The organism is Natronococcus occultus SP4 (genome assembly GCF_000328685.1).
Classification (GTDB): domain Archaea; phylum Halobacteriota; class Halobacteria; order Halobacteriales; family Natrialbaceae; genus Natronococcus; species Natronococcus occultus.
In genome coordinates this window covers 329,010-346,441 of sequence record NC_019974.1, presented here as the reverse complement: position 1 = coordinate 346,441, position 17,432 = coordinate 329,010, and the positions used below count along the sequence as shown (strand labels likewise).

Here is a 17,432-nt window from a genome sequence, read left to right as displayed (position 1 = left end):
GTCAGGCCACGGGGCCTCACAAAAGCTGTCCGATGGGCTGATAGCCGTCAGTACTCGCGCAGCTCTTCGAGCACCGCCGCGGCGCTGCCGTCGGCGATCGCGTCGCGGGCCGCTTCGAGGCCCTCCTCGAGAGTCGCGACGTCCTGGCGGGCGTACATGCGGAACGCGCCGTTGAGGGCGACAGCGTCGGCGAACTGGTCGTCGCGTTCGCCGGCCAGGACGTCCTCGGTGATCGCCGCGGAGTCGGCCCGGACGTCGCCGACCGCGAGGTCCTCGCTTTCTATCTCCATGCCGTACTCGGCGGTCTCGATCTCGTAGTCGGTCAGGTCCTCGCCTGCGTTCCACTCGGCGACCTTCGTGTAGCCGGGACGGATATCGTCGTAGCCTTCCATCCCCTGGAAGAAGATCGCCCGCGAGAAGTCGAGTTGCTCGCTTCCTTCGATCAGGTCGGACAGCTTCTTCGCGAACGCGAGGTGGTAGAACGAGCCGAGGTGGACGTCGGCCTCGGCGGGGTTGGCGACCGTCTCGATCGTGTTGACGAACGTGCGGACGCCCATCTCGTCGCGTCGCTCGAAGAGGGCGTCGATCCCGGGGTTGAACGCGGGCTGGTAGTAGAAGCCGAACCCGGTCTCGTCGGCCATCGCGGCGCTTTCCTCGGGCTCGAGTTCGGTCCGAATGCCCAGTTCGTCGAGGACGTGTTTGTACGCCGTTTCCTTCTGAGTCGGCACCCCGTCCCCGGAGTGGACGACGACGGGCGTTCCGGCCGCGGCGGCGACGACGCCGGCGCCGACGCCCAGCAGCGCGGAGGTGTGTTTGCCGTCGTAGTTCGCGCCGCAGTCGACCGGGTCGGCGTCGGGCGCGGCGGTGACGACCGACTCCTCGCGCATGACGTCGGTGTAGGCCGCCAGCTCCGCGGGCGTGTTTCGCTTCCAGCGGTTCGCCAGCCAGAACGCGCCCAGCGTCGTCTCCTCGGGCTCGCCCGCGAGGATCCGCTGCAGGGCTTCGCGGGCCTGGTCGCGGCTCATATCGTCGGCCGACTTCGGCCCCGAACCGACGACCTCGGTCAGCAGCCGCTTGAGCGGCCACTCGCCGAACGTGCCGGATGTCTGAGTCATAGGTCGTCGTTGGCAAAGCGAGCGCAAAAGGCTCCCGTTTCCGGCGCTTTTGCGGGACCGTCTCCGACATCGGGCGACGCGGGACGACCGCCTGTCGGTCACGACGTCCCCATGTGGGTGTGGAACGACACCGAGAACCCCCCTCAGCGGACGATCGTGACGGGTACCGGAGAACGACGGGCGACGGCCTCGGCGACGCTACCGAGCAGGATCCGGCTCGCACCCGAGCGGCCGTGGCTCCCCATGACGATCTGGTCGACGTCGTGGTCGGCCGTGTAGTCGACGATCGACCGGGCGACCGCGCCGGTGACGTACTCCGTCTCGATCTCGACGCCGTGCTCGGTGGCCGCTTCGCGGGCGTCCTCGAGCAGCGCCTGCGCCTGCTGTTCGTACCCCTCCCGGATCCGCTCGTAGTCTGCCGTGATGCTCCCCTCGATTCCGGTTCCAGTGTAGAACTTCCGCGGATCGACGACGTGTATCGCCGTGATCGTCGCGTCCGGATGCGTCTCGAGAGCGTGCTCGAGAGCGTCGCTCGACCGCTCCGAGTCGTCGATCGGAACGAGGACGGTGGATGTCATGGGCGTCCCTACGAGCAACGAGACAATAAATCGATGTCCTCGACTGTCGACCGAACTACTCGAGCGCGGCGTCGACGAGTTCGATCGGTGTCGGCGGCTCCTCGACGTCGCCGTCGCGGTTCTGCAGCTGGGTGCGACAGGAGGCGCCAGGTGCGACCACCCGCTCGCCGGGGCTCGCCTCGACCTGGTCGTAGAGGATCGACGCGATCGCGTCGCTCAGCGAGCCGTGTTCGGCCTCGTAACCGAAGCTGCCGGCCATCCCACAACAGCCCGAGTCGAGCGGGTCGACGGCGTAGCCGGCCCGCCGGAGGACGCCGACCGCGTGGTGGTCCTTGGCCGTCGCCTTCTGGTGGCAGTGGCCGTGGTAGGTCAGCGACGCCTCGACGCCATCGAAGGCAAGCCGGTCGTCGAGCCGGAACGTGTCGAGATACTCGCAGATCCCGTAGCTCGCGTTCGCGAGCGTTCGGGCCTCCTCGTCGGAGAGCAGATCGAGGTAGTCCGACTGGAGCATCACCGCGTCGGAGGGCTCGATTACGACGACGTCCCAGCCGTCCTCGACGAGCGGCGCCAGCGACCGGACGTTCTCGCGAGCGGTCGCCTCGGCCTGCTCGAGGAAGCCCTTCGAGAACGCGGGCCGACCCGTGTCGTCGAGCTCGTCGGGCACCTTGACGGGGACGCCCGCGGCTTCGAGGACCCGCACGGCGGCTTTCCCCGCCTCGGGATGGCTGTAGTTGGTGTAGGGATCGGGGTAGATGATCGCCTTCCGGTCGGCGCCGCGCTCGGGAACGCGCGTGCCGCCTCGCTCCTCGAACCAGTCCCGAAACGTCATCGGACGGAACGACGGTAGCGGCCGATCGGCGTCGATCCCGATGGTCGCCTCCAGGAGCATTCGGGCGCCCGGGAGCTTCGGGGCCGCCGTCGAGAGCAGCGGGAGCTTCGACCCCCACCGCGAGAGGGTGGCGACGTTCGCGAAGAGACGATCCCGCAGCGACGAGCCGTTGCGCTGGTGGTACTCGTGGGTCACCTCCGCTTTGAGTTTCGCCATGTCGACCTCGCTCGGACAGTCGATCGCACACCCCTTGCAGCCGATACAGAGGTCCATCACCTCCTCGACGAACTCGTCGGAGAAGGCCTCGTCAGGGTCGAGGTCGCCGCTCATCGCCTGTCGGAGCGCGTTCGCCCGCCCGCGGGTGCTCGTAATCTCCTCCTCGCTCGCCCGGTAGGTCGGACACATCACGCCGCCCGTCGTAGACTGCTCGCCCCGACAGCCGCCACAGCCGTGACAGAGTTCGACCATCCCCTGGAAGCCGTTGTCGTTGTCCCACTCGAGGGTAGGTTCGAACCCCGGTTCGAACGAGTAGTCGGGGCCGAACCGGTGGTGCTCGGTCATATCGGTCGGATCCTCATCGCGGAAGACGACCTGGCCGGGATTGAGCAGCCAGTCGGGATCGAACGCCGTCTTCAGCTCCTGGAAGGTCTCCCACAGCTCCTCGCCGTACAGCTTGCGGTTCCACTGCGTTCGGGCGCGGCCGTCGCCGTGCTCGCCCGAGACCGAGCCGTCGTACTCGACGACGAGGTCCGTCACCGCGTCGGCGATCGACGCCATCTCCTCGAGCCCCGCCTCAGTCTTCGTGTCGATCAGCGGGCGGATGTGGAGGACGCCGGGCCCCGCGTGGGCGTAGAAGCTGGCGTAAGTGTCGTGATCCTCCAGCACCGCCTGGAAGTCCGCGACGAACGCCGGGAGGTTCTCGGGCGGGACCGCGGTGTCCTCGAGGAACGCGATGTGCTTCTCGTCGGTCGTCCGCGAGAGCAAGATCGGGAGTCCGGACTTGCGCAGCTTCCAGATCTGGCTCCGGCTCTCGGCGTCGTGGGCCTCGATCGCGTCGAACGCGTGGACCGCCTCGTCGGTGACAACCCGCTCCTCGGGCGGATCGACCTCGCCGACGGGATCGACCGACGGACAGCGGTCGGCCAGCAGGTTCGCGACCCGGCGTTCGCCGTCGGCCGCGTCCTCGGCGTAGAACTCGACGATGAGGACGGCGCCGGTTCCCTCCGGCAACATCTCGGTGACGGGGGCGAACTCGGCGGTACCCCGCGCGAGGTCGATCAGCACGTCGTCGATGACCTCGACCGCGGCCGCGTCGTGGTCAACGATCGCCGCCACGTCGTCCATCGCGTCGAGGACGCTGTCGTAGGCGAGCAGGGCCATGCTCTTCTCGGCGGGGATCGGCTCGAGTGAGACGGTCGCCTCGGTGACGATCGCGAGGGTCCCCTCGCTGCCACAGAGCAGCTTCGCGAGGTTCACCGTCCCGCCCTCGGCGTCGGGTTCGCCGATACCGCGCTCGGCGCCGCGGGCGTCCTCGAGTAACCAGTCCAGGTTGTAGCCGGAGACGTTGCGCTTGAGGTCGGGGTACGTGTCCTCGATCAGCTCGCCCCGCTCCTCGAGGATCCGCGCGACCTCGGCGTAGATCGCCGCCTCGAGGTCGTCGCCGGCCGCCAGCTCGGGCAGGTCCTCGAGGGCGACCTCGCCGAACCGCGTGCGGGTGCCGTCGGCAAGGACGACCTCACAGGACTCGACGTAGGCGTCCGTTTTGCCGTACTGCAGGGAGTGAGCACCCGTGGAGTTGTTCCCGATCGCGCCCCCGAGGGCGCTCTTGTCGCCCCAGGCGGGGTCGGGCGCGAACTTCAGGTCGTGGGGCTCGAGGGTCTCGTTGAGCGTCTCGAGGTAGATCCCGGGCTGGGCGGTCGCCCGGCGGGCGTCGGGGTCGACGTCGACGACGCCGTCCATGGACAGCGTGAAATCCAGGACGACGGCCTCGTTGACCGTCTGGCCCGCGAGGCTCGTTCCGCCGCCGCGGGGTAACACCGGGATCCCCCGCTCGGCGCAGTACTCGACGGTAGCCGCGACGTCCGCGGTCGAGTGCGGGAAGACGACTGCGACGGGCGTGACCTCGTAGATGCTCGCGTCGGTCGCGTACAGCTCCCGGGAGTAGGAGTCCGCACGGACGTCGCCCTCGATCAGCCGACCGATATCCTCGACCAGCGCCGGCCGATCGACGTCGTCGCTCCGGTAGTCGTAGTCGGCTCTCGGATCGTCGGCCGGATCCGGCCGGGAGGGTGGCGTCGTCGTCATAGCGCGATCCGGGGCTCGTCCGCACTGGGCGTTCCTGTCGCGATACCCGACCGACCGCCCAGAACCGTACGGGGGCGGTCACCGCCGCGCTCGAGGGAGGATCGAACGGCCATCATCCGTCCATGAGTGGACCCCACATATAGTTGCTGGGCTAGAGGACGGTGTTTCGCCCGCGGGACCCTGGAACGGGATCGCGACGGATCAGCCGGGACGTCCTCGGCGACGACACCCCCCGCGAGGACGTCGAGAGTTCGGTCGAGCGCGAGCCCGCAGTTCGATCGGAACTCTCGACTCCCCGATACCACTTAGTAGTGTTGAATTACCTGATAAAGTATGTGAAAAGAAATAGAGGTGTTAGCTGATCTCCGGTCGACGAATCGAGCGCCGTTCCGAGTAGTTGACTCGATTGTCAGGATGTGAAGAACCGAATATCGAAGCTCTGATTTCCGCTGGTTCACGCGGAGAAGAAGTATCTTATACAGTATAGGTGAAGAGAAGTAACGTTTGTATTAGCTGTCTTTCAACCGATGATATAGTATCGGGATTCTACCTCGAACCACTGGAAACGAATCACGATCGCCGTCGAGGACGTTCCGAACCCATTCAGATCGAGTCCTCGCGGCGAGGACGCCTACAGCAGGCGGTCGGCGATGACGTTCTTCTGGATCTCGCTGGTTCCCTCGTAGATCTTCGTGATGCGGGCGTCGCGGTAGTACCGCTCTGCGGGGTAGTCGGTGACGTAGCCGGCACCGCCGTGGACCTGGACGGCCTCGTCGGCGACGTCGACGGCGTGCTCGGAGGCGAACAGCTTCGCCATGCTCGAGAACCTGGCGGCGATCTCCTGGTTGCCGTCCTCGACCTGCGTCGCGGCGCGATAGGTCAGCGACCGGGCGGCCTCGACGTTCGTCGCCATCTCCGCGAGCTTGTGCCGGATCGCCTGGAACTCGCCGATCCGCTGTCCGAACTGTTCGCGCTCGGAGGCGTAGTCGAGCGCCGCGTCCAGCGCGCCCTGGGCGGCGCCGACGGCCTGGGCGGCGACGCTGGTGCGCCCGGAGGCGAAAAACTCCATCAGCTGGTAGAACCCCTGATCGACCTCGCCGATGACGTTGTCCTCGGGGACGCGGACGTCGTCGACGACGACTTCTGCAAGGTCCGACGCCCGGATCCCGAGCTTGTTGTCGATCTTCTCCGTTCGGATCCCGTCGGCGTCCATCTCGACGAGGAAGGCGGTGATGCCGCGGTGGCTCTCGCCGGGACTGGTCTTGGCCATCAGAACGCCGACGTCGGCGACGGTGCCGTTGGTGATCCACATCTTGTTCCCGTTGAGCACGTACTCAGTGCCATCCTTCTCGGCAACCGTCTCGATCCCGGCGACGTCCGACCCGTGTGCGGGTTCGGAGATCATCGAACAGGACGCGGTCTCGCCGCTGGCGATCTTCGGGAGCCACTCCGCTTTCATCCACTCGTCGCCGAACTCGAGGATCATGTCAGTCCCGAACCCGGCGGAGCCGACCGCCGAGCCGATACCGGGATCGGCTCGCCACAGCTCCTCGGTGACGATCGTCGACGCGAGCTTGTCCATCCCGGCGCCGTCGTACTCGGTGGGGATCCCCGGTGCAACGAAGTCGTACGCCGCGGCCTCGCGGCGGATCTCCTCGGGGTAGGTGCCGTTTCGGTCGTACTCCTCGGCGACCGGTTCGATCTCGTTTGCGCCGAACTCACGGACGGCGTCCCGAATCGCACGGTGCTCGTCGGACAGGGCGAATGCCATACCCTGTTCTCGCAATCCTCGTACAAAATATCTTCGCCTATAGTAACCATCGTACGGTTCTGGAGTGTTATTTTGACCGATGTAATTCCAGTGGGCAATTACCATCCTTGTCCTGGTATGGGATAGCATGCGTACCGCAATACCTAATGCGGTGTTCGCGTAGTAACGGATATGCTGGATTTCGTGCAGCTCGAGGCCGATCTCGATCAGGAGGAACGAATGATCCGGGATACGGCCCGGGAGTTCGTCGCGGAACACGTCAAACCCGACATCGGCGACCACTTCGAGGACGGAACCTTCCCGACGGAGCTGATCCCGAAGATGGGAGAGCTCGGCTTCTACGCGCCGAACCTCGAGGGGTACGGCTCGCCGAACGTCTCCGAGACGGCGTACGGACTCCTCATGCAGGAGCTCGAGGCGGGCGACTCGGGACTGCGCTCGATGGCCTCGGTCCAGGGGGCGCTCGTGATGTACCCGATCCGCGCCTACGGGAGCGAGGCCCAGAAGGAGGAGTGGCTGCCCGCGCTGGGGGAGGGCGAGGCCGTGGGCTGTTTCGGCCTGACCGAACCGGAGCACGGATCGAACCCCTCCGCGATGGAGACACACGCGGAGCGAGACGGCGACGGCTACGTCCTGAACGGCTCGAAGACCTGGATCACGAACTCGCCGATCGCCGACGTCGCCGTCGTCTGGGCGCGCGATCGCTCGAGCGAGGACGCCCCGGTCCGTGGGTTCCTGGTCGAGACCGATCGGGACGGCGTTTCGACGAACAAAATCACCGAGAAGCTCTCCCTGCGGGCCTCGATTACCGGCGAGATCGGACTGAACGACGTACACGTCCCCGAGGAGAACGTCCTGCCCGGCGTCTCGGGGATGAAAGGGCCACTCTCCTGTCTCACGCAGGCCCGGTACGGGATCGCCTGGGGCGCGGTCGGGGCCGCCCGCGACTGTTTCGAGGAGGCCCGTGCCTACGCCACCGAGCGCGAGCAGTTCGGCGGCCCGATCGGACGGTTCCAGCTCCAGCAGGAGAAGCTCGCCGAGATGGCCACCCAGATCACCCTGGCCCAGCTGCTGGCCTACCGCCTGGCCGACCTCAAGGAACGCGGCGAGATGCGCCCCCAGCACGTCTCGATGGCAAAGCGCAACAACGTCCGGACGGCCCGCGAACAGTCGAAGGTCGCCCGCGAGATACTGGGCGGGAACGGGATCACGACCGACTACTCGCCGATGCGCCACATGGCAAATATGGAAACCGTCTACACCTACGAGGGGACCCACGACATCCACACGCTCGTCCTCGGCGAGGAGCTGACGGGCTTGCAGGCGTTCACACAGCAGTGACGATCCGCGGGGACGTCGTCCCCGTTTCCGACGACGGCCGAGGCTAGATCTCGGAAACGACGTCGTGGCTCTGTGCGAGCTGTTCGGCGTCCTCGTCGAGCAGGGCGACGACGAGGTAGGGAGCGTACGACTCGAAGTACTCGACCAGCGCCGTGATCCGCTCGGCGTCGATCGCCTCGAGGGAGTCAAGCAGCATGAACGGCACCGTCTCGTAGACGTCGTGGACGAGATAGCCCGCCAGCGCGAAGACCAGCCCCGTCACCTCACGTTCGCTCTCGCTTAAGTGTTCGATCGCGTCCTCGTAGGCCGCACCGTCGTCGGTGCTGCGGACGATCTTCAGGTCGAACGATGACTGGGTGACCTTTCGGCGTCCTTCTCGAATCTCCCGGGTCGTACGGTCGATCCAGATCCGGTCGAGATTCCCGTAGCCGAGCGTCTCGAGGAGGTTCTCCATGTGTTCGTTGAACGCCTCGACGGCGTCTTCCTCGATGCGGTCGATCCGGGTCCGCAGGTCGGTTAGCTCCTCGGTCGTCTCCTCGCGGCGGCTCTCGAGCCCGTCGCGCTCATCGAGCCGCTCCTCAATCTCGGCGATCTCATCCTCGATCTCGTCGCGCTTGCGTTCCTTGCGCTCGAGCTCGAACTCGAGCTGGTTGACCTCGCGGTGCTGTTCGAGGATGTCCTCGGAGCCGTCGCTCTCGAGGTCGTCGATCTCGGTTTCGAGGTCGTCGACCTCCTCGGTCAGCGACTCGCGCTCGTCGGTGAGCTCCTCGATGCGGTCCCGTCGGCGCTCGATCTCGTCGTCGATCGAGTCGAGACGGCGGTTCGCCTGCTCGTACTCGGTCCGGTTCTCCTCGATTTCCGTGCGGGTCGCCCGCTTCTCGTCGAGTTCGTCGTCGATCGACGACCGCTCCTCGAGTCGGTCCTGGTGGACCGACCGGAGCTGGTCGAGCGTGGTCTCGATCTGATCGGTGGCGACCGACGAGCCACAGGTCCAGCAGGTGACCGTCTCCGAATCGTCGTCGGCCAGCAGCTGATCGGTGATGTCACCGTCGGTCCGGTGGTCGTCGGTCCCGAGGAACTCCCCGGCCTCCTCGAGCAGCCGCTCGTTAAACTGGATCGTCCGCTGGAGCTGCGAGATCTCCTCGTTGAGGTCGTCCTTCTGGGCCTGCAGGGAGTCGATCTCGGCCTCCAGGCGGCCGAGATCAACGTCCTCACCCGTCGAGAGCTCCTCGAGCTGGGCCTCGACCTCCTCACGTTCGTCCTCGAGGGCCTCGATACTCTCGCGCTCGGTGTCGATCCGGTCCCGGGTGCGCTCGAGCTCCGACCGCGTCTCGCGCAGTTCGTCGAGTTTCGTCTCGAGTTCGGAGCGCTCCTCGCGGCGCGTCTCGACGTCGACGTTCGTTTCCTCGAGCCGTTCCTCGGCGTCCTCGAGCTCCTCGCGAAGCGAGTCGATCTCGTCGCTGACTCGCTTCCGTTTCGCCTCGAGATCGGGCAATCGGTTCTCGAGTTCGTCGAGCTCGGCGAGCTCGTCGTCGATGCGTTGCTTTCGCTGCTCGAGCTGCTGGATCTCCGCCTTGATCGCCTCGGTGTCGACGGGTCGCATAATGAGATCACGAAGCTCGTCGCCGCGGGCAACGGCTCGGCGAGCCTCGTTGGACTCGAGCAGGAACGCGAACAGATCCGCGATCTCCGGGTCCTCGAGGTAGGGGTCGCCGTCGGTGACGACGGTTCCGTTTCGACGGTGGAGAGTTTGACGGTAGCGCTCGTCACCGAACTCGAGGACGGCTTCGCCTTCTGTCGCGTCGGCCTTGAGACTTGCCCGGTCGCTGCCGAGCGCAGCCATGATCCCCTGGAGTAGTGACGTTCTGTTGGTCGCGTTTCGGCCGGAGAGGACGGTGATTCCCTGCTGGAACGAGACGGTCGTCTCCTCGATCCCGCCGATGTTGCTCACCGAAAGCGTCGCCCGGTCCGGGGTCTCCCGCTCCGATACGTTCTGGCTCGTCTTCATACAGCCGGATAGCGCGGCCGGACAGATAGGTATTGTCCATTCACCTCCCAGCTGTCGGTTCCTTCGTCAGCCCGAACAGCCGCAGGTACGTTCCTCGAGAAGTTCGCGCACCGTATACTGCTGTTGGCACTCCTCGCAGGTCACCGTCACGGAAACGAGGACGTCGTACGCACCGATCTCGAGGGCGTCGTTGCGACGAAGCTGTGCGATCGTATCGCCCGTTACCGCTTCGGTCCGGTTCTGGAGCGCGCCCAGCTTCTCCTCGGCACGCTCGAGACGCTCCTCGGCGCTCGGGGTCGCAAGTTCGGCCTCGAGACACTTGGTGAGGTGGTTGTAGACGGTCTGGTGGGAGACGAAGTCCGACTCGACGTCCTCGACGGGGATGCCGTCGCGCTCGAGTTCGTTGCGCGTCTGGACTCGCGTCCCGCTCGTAACGTCGTCGTCGCTGAGCAGCCGGTAGGTGTTCTCGATCTCGCCGTCCTTGTACGAGACGCCGGCCGTCTCGAAGGCCGCCTCGAGGACGCGCTGGTTGACGATCGTCGCGAGTTCTCGCGTACTGTACTGTTCGTCGCCCTCGCCGGTCCAGGAGGCGACGAGGTCCTCGTCGAGTCCGGTGAGCTCGTACTTCTCGGCGACCCGTCCGAGCTTGCAACACGTCTCGTCCCGCTCCGTCTTACGGTCAGCCATTGCTACAGCGATAGGCGTACCCGGCAAAAAGGGTTCCGAGAGCGGCCACTATTTACATAAGTATGTCCGTAATCACCCTCGGGCGAAGGTCAGTAAATATCAGTTGGGTATGATAGTATCCAGTCTGATGGTTATACCAGGTGTATGTTGCGAGCGAATTGTTGCTGGCAGTCCAAGTAGTATACAACGAAAATAAGCTCAATTCCGATGGTATTGGTGGAAAAAAGCCACAATAAATATATTCGGTTGATTCTTCTCCTTCCCGATACCCATCCTGATATAGAGTATCCGAGCGTAAGTGAATAATATCACTTCAAACATATATAGGTAATCAAAGGTGCTCGAATCGGTTCGTCTCGCCTCGGATCCCGTTCACGACGGTCCGTGAACTTATATACGAAACCGCGGCCAACCGGGGTATGACAGTTGACCGATCCCTGTCACGACGAACCGCACTCAAAGCGATGGGCGGACTCACGGCTGCCTCGATCGTCGGAGCGAACACTGTCGGCGCGCGATCGACTTCCACCGCAAACGAAGGCGTCGAGCAGTACGTCGGCGTCGTCGACCGTATCGTGGACGGGCGCCACGTCGTGCTCCTGCTCGAGGAAGACAACCGGGTGGTCGATCAGCTCGTCGTCGACGTCGCCGAGTTCGACGAGGTCACAGAGCGGGACGTGCTCCTCGTCCTCGTCGAGGACGGAGAACTGGCGCAGTACCGACACCTCCCCGAAAAGCCCGAGAGCACCGGACGACCCTGACGGTCGACGTCGCCGGTGACCGATCGCGTTAGGGGTCCGGACGGCGCTTCGACCGGCTTCCATCCCCGTGGCGGCCGGTCTCGGCTTCCTCCTCCCCGCCGAACCCGGCGCTGATGATCCGCGTCAGCGCCGACTCGGTGCTTTCCTCGAGTTCGGTGACGTCCTCGGGATCGACCTCGAGGACGAACCCGGTCGAGATGTTCGGGGCTGTCGGCAGGAACAGCAGGACCCGCTCGTCTGCGGCCTGTTGGCCGGTCTTGAACGCAGTCATCCGGATTCCGCGCCAGATCTCGAGTTTGACCGGTCCCTGCACTGACTCGGAGCCGACCGTCACCTCGGTCGTCGTCTTCGAGGCGTTGTAAACGAGCCGCAGCCCCGGAACGCGGTTCGCAGCTCGATCGAGCCAGGCCTCGAACAGCTCTCCGGCCGTCGTTCGGGCGAGGTAGCCCAGCAGGTACATCAGCGCACAGCCGATCGAGAGCACGACGACGATCCGCAACAGCCCCGCCACGATTTCGCGGGCGCGATCGCCGACGCCAGGGAGGAACGGCTCGAGCGCTGCCCCGTCGAGCATCATCGTCGGTACGAACGTCGAGACGAACGAGTAGAGCACGTAGAGCAGAAACGCCGTGATGAGAATCGGAACGATGACGACGAGTCCTCGTCCGAAATCCCGCTGCCACGAACTCGGATCCGTTCGTTCCACACACACGGGTAGACGCCTCACCCTATGAATAGGTTTAGATCGGCTTCGAGGGCAACGGATTCAGCGCCACCGCTGGAGTTCAGCGACGAGCGGCGCCGGGAGATCGAGAGCGGCCAGCAACGCGTCGTATCGGCTCCGATCACCGTGACCGGCTGCGAATCCGTTGAGTCGAGCGACGACCGTCGAATCGACGAACGCCTCGCCGTACAGCGTCTCGAGTTCGTCGCCGACGACCGGTCGGGAGCGGAGTTCGTACTTCTGGTGGGACGGCTCGGCCGAGTAGAACGCCCCGAGCCGTTCGACGTCGGTAGCCGGCGTCCGACCGGTTCGATCGGCGACCGCGTCCCATCCCCGACACGCGAGTTCGTACTGTTCGTCGTCGTGAGCGAGGACGACGCTTCGGTACTGTCGTTTCGGCGCCGCGGAGTGCCAGTCGTGGCTCGCCCAGAACGTCTCGAGAAGCTCCTCGTAGGTGACGACGTCCGGATCGTACGCGATCCGGACGACTTCGGTGTGATCGCCGAGCGAGTAGTAGGTCGGATCGGGTTCGGTCCCGCCCGCGTAGCCGACCCGAGTTCGGGCAACCCCCTCGAGCGCGCCGAAGCGGGCGTCGGGACCCCAAAAACAGCCCACCCCGAACGTCGCCGCCTCGCGTTCGGCGGGTATCTCGAGTGGAGCGTCCTCGAGCAGTGCCGGCTCGTCAGTCGTCGACTCCGTCGGTTCCATACCGGAGCTTCGGCCCGAGCCTGATGGGGTTGTCGCCGGCCGCCGAATGAATCTGCGGTCGGTTGCGCATGTGCAGCCCCTAGTTCCTTACTCCTGGTCGGTGGCCGCTTCGAACGAACTATGGGTACTGTTGACGTAGCAATCGGCGTCGACGCGGACTGTGTCGCCGGCTGGCTCGGCTCCTACGGTGGCGAGGACTCGCCCGCGGATCTCTCCCGTGGCCTGTCGGCCGGCAACGAGGGGATCCCCCGGATGCTCGAGCTGTTCGAGGAGCAAGACATCGAGACGTCGTGGTACGTCCCCGGCCACACGATCGAGACGTTTCGGGACGAGATCGAGGCGGTCGCGGCCGCGGGCCACGAGCTCGGGGTGCACGGCTACTCCCACGAGAACCCGACCGATCTCTCCCGGGAGCAGGAAGACGAGATTCTCGAGGTCTCGATCGACCTGATCGAGGACGTCACCGGCTCGGAGCCGGTCGGACATCGGGCCAGCTGGTGGGAGTTCAGCGAGAACACCCCCGACCTCGTCGAGAAGCACGGCTTCGAGTACGACAGCAGCCTGATGGAACGGCAGTTCGAACCGGGCTGGATGCGCAAGGGAGACAGCTGGGAGAAGATCGACTACGACAAGAGTCCGGAGGCGTGGATGGAGCCGTACCGGTACGGCGAGGAAACCGACGTCGTCGAGATCCCGATCAGCTGGTATCGCGACGACATTCCTCCAATGTTGTTCATCAAGCAGCCGATCTACCACGCCGGCTACAAGGATCCGGAGATGATGTACGAGCAGTACTACAAGCGACAGTTCGACTACCTCCACAACCGTCGGGGCGCGGGCGTCTACACCTTCACGATCCACCCCGACCTTCACGGGCTTCCCCACATGATCCCGTTGTTCGAGGAGTTCATCCAGTACGTCAAGGGCCACGAGAACGCCCGCTTCGTCACCCTCGAGACGGTCGCCGAGAAGTTCAGGGACGATCCCTCGGTCTACGAGAGCGAGAGCAACTACATCTGAGCGACGGTCTGTTCGGTTCCCCCCAAAGCCGATCAGCCCAGTCTTCGACCGACAGCGTCCTCGATCTCATTGCGGACCTGGCGGACGATCGGCATCGGATCGTCGCGGTGGAGGACGTCGAACGACCGGTCTTCGACACACGATCTGGCGATTTCGCCGGTCCGGCCCGCCAGCGAGGGTCGTTCGACGAACGGGGATTCCTCGCGAGCGACGCTGACGAGGTGTTCGAGCTCGCCGTAGAGGTAGTGGGTGCTGACCCCGGTCTCGTAGCCGGGTTCGATCAGTTCGCTGCGGCCCGTCGCGGCGAGCCAGTACCAGGCCGGGAAGTCGGCGCCCGCCTTGACCGCACACGCGAGCGACTGCCACATCCGCGGGTTGATCTCGACGATCGAGAACTCGCCGGTCTCTGCGTCCTCGATGTACTCGATGCAGGCCAGCCCGTGCCACTCGAGTTCGTCGAGGATCGCCAGCCCCGCCTCCTCGAGTTCGGGGATATGGACCGATTCCCGGTAGACGCCGCCGCTGCCGGTGTAGGAGTCACCCCGGAGCTGACGGTGCTGGAAGGTGCCAAGCGCCTCGCCGTGTTCGTACAGCGCACCGAACACGTACTCGCCGGCGCCCTCGACGTACTCCTGGACGATCGGCTCGTGGCCCATCTTCTCGATCAGCGCGTCGACGTCCGGAGTCTCCCCCGGCGCGATGTGCTCGACCGATTTCGCGATCTTCGAGTCCTCGAGTTCGAACTCCTCGAGATAGGCGTCGGTCAACAGGTTGTACCGCGACTTGACGATCCGGTTGTCGCTCCAGTCCTCGACCTCCGAGAGCAGTTGCGTCTCCGGAATCGCCACGCCCGCGTCGGTCGCGATCTCCGCGAGCCGCTTGCGGTCGTGGACGTTCCGGAGGGTCTCCATCGGCGGCACGACGAGGTCGATGTGGCGATCGAACGCCTCGTAATCCCGCGAGAGGATGTACGTGTCGTGCGGGCGATGGGGGATGATGGTGCGAACGTCCGGACGGGCGGCCAGTCCGAGCAGCGCGTCCCTGTAGGCCGGCAGATTGCTCGGCGGCGGCACGAGGACGGACTCGTCGCAGTACCGCGATGCCGTCACGCTCAGGTCGGTGTCGTCGACCGCGGCGATCGTGTATACGCCCTTCGATCCGAGCGAGCGGACCGACGTGTATCCGTGGGGGTACCGGGAGGCGGTGACGACGACCGCGTCGCGTTCGTCACTCAACGTCGATCACCTGCGACTGTCGGGAGAGAAGATCGATCGTCTCCGCTCGGTTCGACTCGGGAACGTCGGTAAGGTATTCGGTTACAGGCATCGTCAACACCGTCAACAGCGTGTAGAGCTCACCGACACGATCCTCGTCGTGGCAGTGGGTGTGGTACAGCTCTCGGATCGCGTCCGCGTCTGGCCCGGGAAACGCATCCGCCAGATGGCCCCGCTGATCGAGGACGTCGTTCGTGAACTCGAAGGAACGAAGCAACTCCGCGTCGTCCAGCCAGGGGCCGTCGGTCAGATACGGTTTCGGGGGTGTTCGGTTGGTCACGTGCTTGCGCCAGAACTCGAGGAAGTGTTCGCCGGCGTACTCGACCGGGAACGACCGCGAGAGCGAGACCCCGGTACTGGCGTGTGGAATCGCTGCGAGGTCGGGATCCAGCCGAGTAACGGCCTGTCCGACGAGGTCCCGTCGAAGGCGATACCGGGGCGGCATCGACAGCGAGAGATCCAGCAGCCGGTTATCGAGAAACGGCGACCGATAGGGTAACATCCGACGGAGATCGGTGTGGAACCGCATATCGTCGTCGTTCGAGAGCGGATAACAGCTTCCGTAGTAGACCAGATCCTCGAGCGATTCGTAGGTGACGCCGTGGTGAACGATCCGGTCGCCGTCCCGGTGGATGTTCGACTCGAGAACGGTCCGGAGATCGGTCGGCATATCGAGGTTGTCGTGGGCACGCTCGAGCAGCAGGTCGATGTACTCGTCGACGGTTTCGATCGGGCGCTCGATCGGCACCGTCATCGAACCGAGCGGTCCCAGCGAAACGTTGGGCGAGGGAACGCTGTACCCGCCGAACAACGAGTCGCTGTACAGCCCCGACAACAGCCCGTCGACCTGTTCGGTAATTCTGGACTCGAACCCGCTCGTGTAGGGCTGGCTAAACCAGCCGTTGAAGGATTCGGCCCACCGGTTTCGCTCGAGGGAGCCGATCCGGTACTCGGGTCCTCGCTCGAGCAGTTCGAACGTCGCACCGGCCTGGAGCGCAACTCGCTCGGCGATTCGGGCCTCGCGGTTCATCCAGTCGTTCATGTGGAACGCGGTCGCGTTCTCGAGCACCGAGAGCACGAGTCGGGAGTCGCTGCCCCCCGACAGCAAGACGCCGTACTCGTGGCCGTCGTGGGTCCACTCGTCGACGACGGTTCGGAACCGATCGGCGAACTCCTCGACGAACCACTCGAAGGACTCGTCGCGAGGGCGGTACTGCGGCCGCCAGTACTGCTCGGTCCGGAGCGATCCGTCGCCGAGCGCGATCGACGTGATCGTCCCCGGTTCGAGTTTCTCGACGCCCTCCAGGGGCGTCTTGACTCCGAACGTGCACCGGAACGCGAGATACTCGTGGAGATACGCCGGGTGGTACGCGGTGTCGACGGCCGGGTGAAACGGAAGCAGCTGAACGTTCGTCGAGAAGACGATCGAGCCGTCGTCGGCCCGGGTCCAGTAGACCGGAACCGTTCCGAACCGGTCGGTACAGAGGGCAAACCGTTGCCGTTCTCGATCGTAGAGCAGTAGCGTGTAGTTCCCGTTGAGCCCCTCGAGGAACTCGAATCCCGTCCGTTCGTACAGAGACAAACAGTACTGTGCGGGATCGATGTCTGCGGGACGGGGCTCGTACCCGCGCGGGCATCCATGCCCGCCGTCCTCGTAGCCGTAGACGTCACCGAGAAGCCAGCACCGAACCGACTCGTTTTCGGCGTCGGCCGCCTCACCGGCCGAGTGACACGCGTCGCGTTCGGTCGCGAGCGCGACACGATCGGACGTATACCGAATTTCGGGCTTGGAGGGGAGCCACTCCTCGAACACCTTCTCGGATAGTGATCCGTCGGCGCGAACCACACCGTGCGTATACCTCATTTGAGAGATCACCTCAGCTCCGAATCGGCGGCGCCGTCTCGGCCGATCGGTAGCAGTCGATACGTACAGACTGGCAACATCACAGTCAGAGGAAATCTATTCTGGCTGTTTATTATAGCGTCGGTAAGGTCTCGTATCGAGGGACCAACTCGACGGCGGCATATCCGGAACAGTTCCAGATACGACAGATCAAAAAACCGACTCTCGAATTCGAGTTAACCGGGTGTTAAGGCGGCAACCGGAGGAATACCAGCACTCACGGAGGAATATCTCGATCGTTTCAACGATGGTCACACACTGACTCGGGCCGCCTACTCAGAATCTGCCAGCTATCGTATGAGCAATCGAGCCGGTTTTCGAGCGTGACCGGACGATCGGGTTCGCGGATCCGACGTCGTCCAGCCTGACCGGTTCGAACGTCTGACACAGCGCCTGCCGGACACTGGTT

General features: G+C 64.8%; 13 protein-coding genes. 3 read left to right on the top strand and 10 right to left on the bottom strand.

Annotated elements, in window-relative coordinates:
• Window positions 1-47: 47 nt before the first annotated feature.
• From NATOC_RS01650 to NATOC_RS01635, 4 genes are all read right to left on the bottom strand, one after another.
• Entirely contained in the window at window positions 48-1,115 is a 1,068-nt protein-coding gene (locus NATOC_RS01650) for an anthranilate phosphoribosyltransferase (RefSeq protein WP_015319673.1), read from the bottom strand.
• Between the two features lie 143 nt (window positions 1,116-1,258).
• On the bottom strand, window positions 1,259-1,693 hold the full coding sequence (locus tag NATOC_RS01645; protein WP_015319672.1) for a universal stress protein: 435 nt from the start codon (window positions 1,691-1,693) through the stop codon (window positions 1,259-1,261).
• 55 nt (window positions 1,694-1,748) lie between these two features.
• The gene (locus NATOC_RS01640; RefSeq protein ID WP_015319671.1) at window positions 1,749-4,826 is read right to left on the bottom strand and encodes an FAD-binding and (Fe-S)-binding domain-containing protein; all 3,078 of its coding nucleotides are present in this window, start codon (window positions 4,824-4,826) and stop codon (window positions 1,749-1,751) included.
• A gap of 631 nt (window positions 4,827-5,457) precedes the next feature.
• Entirely contained in the window at window positions 5,458-6,597 is a 1,140-nt protein-coding gene (locus tag NATOC_RS01635; RefSeq protein WP_015319670.1) for an acyl-CoA dehydrogenase family protein, read from the bottom strand.
• 171 nt (window positions 6,598-6,768) lie between these two features.
• On the opposite strand from NATOC_RS01635, the gene NATOC_RS01630 reads away from it, so the two are divergent.
• On the top strand, window positions 6,769-7,938 hold the full coding sequence (locus NATOC_RS01630; protein WP_015319669.1) for an acyl-CoA dehydrogenase family protein: 1,170 nt from the start codon (window positions 6,769-6,771) through the stop codon (window positions 7,936-7,938).
• Window positions 7,939-7,981: 43 nt separating this feature from the next.
• Here the strand turns inward: NATOC_RS01630 and NATOC_RS01625 are convergent, their stop codons facing one another.
• Both NATOC_RS01625 and rdfA read right to left on the bottom strand, forming a co-directional pair.
• Entirely contained in the window at window positions 7,982-9,946 is a 1,965-nt protein-coding gene (locus NATOC_RS01625; RefSeq protein WP_015319668.1) for an archaea-specific SMC-related protein, read from the bottom strand.
• A 66-nt stretch (window positions 9,947-10,012) separates the two neighbouring features.
• Window positions 10,013-10,633 carry a rod-determining factor RdfA gene (rdfA, locus tag NATOC_RS01620; RefSeq protein ID WP_015319667.1) on the bottom strand — a complete coding sequence of 207 codons (621 nt, stop codon included), beginning with the start codon at window positions 10,631-10,633 and terminating at the stop codon, window positions 10,013-10,015.
• A gap of 419 nt (window positions 10,634-11,052) precedes the next feature.
• Here rdfA and NATOC_RS01615 point away from each other — a divergent pair, with 419 nt between their 5' ends.
• Window positions 11,053-11,394, top strand: a complete 342-nt coding sequence (locus tag NATOC_RS01615; RefSeq protein ID WP_015319666.1) for a hypothetical protein — start codon at window positions 11,053-11,055, stop codon at window positions 11,392-11,394.
• Window positions 11,395-11,422: 28 nt separating this feature from the next.
• On the opposite strand, the gene NATOC_RS01610 is transcribed toward NATOC_RS01615, so the two are convergent.
• Entirely contained in the window at window positions 11,423-12,100 is a 678-nt protein-coding gene (locus tag NATOC_RS01610; protein ID WP_015319665.1) for a DUF502 domain-containing protein, read from the bottom strand.
• A 60-nt stretch (window positions 12,101-12,160) separates the two neighbouring features.
• On the bottom strand, window positions 12,161-12,826 hold the full coding sequence (locus NATOC_RS01605) for a peptide-methionine (S)-S-oxide reductase MsrA (RefSeq protein WP_015319664.1): 666 nt from the start codon (window positions 12,824-12,826) through the stop codon (window positions 12,161-12,163).
• 120 nt (window positions 12,827-12,946) lie between these two features.
• Between NATOC_RS01605 and NATOC_RS01600 the strand changes: the two genes are divergently transcribed.
• A complete protein-coding gene (locus NATOC_RS01600; protein WP_015319663.1) occupies window positions 12,947-13,846 on the top strand; it encodes a polysaccharide deacetylase family protein in 900 nt (299 codons plus the stop codon).
• Between the two features lie 32 nt (window positions 13,847-13,878).
• On the opposite strand, the gene NATOC_RS01595 is transcribed toward NATOC_RS01600, so the two are convergent.
• Both NATOC_RS01595 and NATOC_RS01590 read right to left on the bottom strand, forming a co-directional pair.
• Window positions 13,879-15,081, bottom strand: coding sequence for a carboxylate--amine ligase (locus NATOC_RS01595; protein WP_015319662.1), 1,203 nt, complete (start codon window positions 15,079-15,081; stop codon window positions 13,879-13,881).
• Window positions 15,074-16,984, bottom strand: a complete 1,911-nt coding sequence (locus tag NATOC_RS01590; protein WP_015319661.1) for an asparagine synthase-related protein — start codon at window positions 16,982-16,984, stop codon at window positions 15,074-15,076. Before NATOC_RS01590 ends, NATOC_RS01595 begins: the two co-directional genes overlap by 8 nt.
• Window positions 16,985-17,432 lie beyond the last annotated feature (448 nt).

Excerpts from the sequence above, each read along its gene's own strand:
- NATOC_RS01650 (WP_015319673.1), bottom strand. The coding sequence starts at position 1,115 with ATGACTCAGACATCCGGCACGTTCGGCGAGTGGCCGCTCAAGCGGCTG.
- NATOC_RS01645 (WP_015319672.1), bottom strand. The coding sequence starts at position 1,693 with ATGACATCCACCGTCCTCGTTCCGATCGACGACTCGGAGCGGTCGAGC.
- NATOC_RS01640 (WP_015319671.1), bottom strand. The coding sequence starts at position 4,826 with ATGACGACGACGCCACCCTCCCGGCCGGATCCGGCCGACGATCCGAGA.
- NATOC_RS01635 (WP_015319670.1), bottom strand. The coding sequence starts at position 6,597 with ATGGCATTCGCCCTGTCCGACGAGCACCGTGCGATTCGGGACGCCGTC.
- NATOC_RS01630 (WP_015319669.1), top strand. The coding sequence starts at position 6,769 with ATGCTGGATTTCGTGCAGCTCGAGGCCGATCTCGATCAGGAGGAACGA.
- NATOC_RS01625 (WP_015319668.1), bottom strand. The coding sequence starts at position 9,946 with ATGAAGACGAGCCAGAACGTATCGGAGCGGGAGACCCCGGACCGGGCG.
- rdfA (WP_015319667.1), bottom strand. The coding sequence starts at position 10,633 with ATGGCTGACCGTAAGACGGAGCGGGACGAGACGTGTTGCAAGCTCGGA.
- NATOC_RS01615 (WP_015319666.1), top strand. The coding sequence starts at position 11,053 with ATGACAGTTGACCGATCCCTGTCACGACGAACCGCACTCAAAGCGATG.
- NATOC_RS01605 (WP_015319664.1), bottom strand. The coding sequence starts at position 12,826 with ATGGAACCGACGGAGTCGACGACTGACGAGCCGGCACTGCTCGAGGAC.
- NATOC_RS01600 (WP_015319663.1), top strand. The coding sequence starts at position 12,947 with ATGGGTACTGTTGACGTAGCAATCGGCGTCGACGCGGACTGTGTCGCC.
- NATOC_RS01590 (WP_015319661.1), bottom strand. The coding sequence starts at position 16,984 with ATGAGGTATACGCACGGTGTGGTTCGCGCCGACGGATCACTATCCGAG.